This is a genomic window from Streptomyces sp. NPDC056628 (genome assembly GCF_042792555.1).
Lineage (GTDB): Bacteria > Actinomycetota > Actinomycetes > Streptomycetales > Streptomycetaceae > Streptomyces.
Map to the genome: position 1 here is coordinate 189,037 of NZ_JBHTWG010000011.1, position 690 is coordinate 189,726.

At 62.5% G+C, this 690-nt stretch carries 2 rRNA genes and 1 pseudogene; 1 reads left to right on the forward strand and 2 read right to left on the reverse strand.

The features are described from left to right. A pseudogene (locus ACFRAC_RS17105) lies at nucleotides 1–304 on the forward strand (hypothetical protein); the annotation flags it as partial. Between the two features lie 90 nt (nucleotides 305–394). Here the strand turns inward: ACFRAC_RS17105 and rrf are convergent. Continuing rightward, nucleotides 395–511, reverse strand: a 5S ribosomal RNA gene (gene rrf, locus ACFRAC_RS17110). Nucleotides 512–617: 106 nt separating this feature from the next. Further along, nucleotides 618–690: ribosomal RNA gene (locus ACFRAC_RS17115) — 23S ribosomal RNA — on the reverse strand; the annotation flags it as partial.

Sequence of the window (690 nt, forward strand, 5' to 3'; positions counted from 1 at the left end):
CCCTGCGGTCGTCACGGCGATCATCGCGACGGTCGTCACGCCGGCCGTAGCCGCCGCCGCTACTGCTGCTGCCCCCGCCGCGGTTGTCATCGCGGCGGAACCCACGGTCCCGGTCGTCGCGACGGAACCCGCCGCGGTCACCCCGGTCGTCACGGCGGTCACCCCGGTCGTCACGGCGGTCGTTGTCCCGCCGGAAGCCGCCACGATCACCACGGTCACCTCGGTAACCACCACGGTCACCACTGTCCCGTCGCCGCTGGTCGCGCTCCGGTCGATCGTCGGGAGAGTTGGTGGACATGGGTGACTCCTGTCTTCGGTACCACAAGCATTGTAAAAACAAAAGGACCCCTGGTCCCAGCTGAACGCTGGTGACCAGGGGTCCTTCCCAAAGATTGTTCGGCGGTGTCCTACTCTCCCACAGGGTCCCCCCTGCAGTACCATCGGCGCTGTAAGGCTTAGCTTCCGGGTTCGAAATGTAACCGGGCGTTTCCCTCACGCTATGACCACCGAAACCCTAATGGTTTCGAGCGAACAAGCACACTCTGTAGTTATGTGTTCTGCTCAAGAAACCGGCAACGGTCGTTGCCTCAGAACTAACACAGTGGACGCGAGCAACTGAGGACAAGCCCTCGGCCTATTAGTACCGGTCACCTCCACACGTTACCGTGCTTCCAGATCCGGCCTATCAAC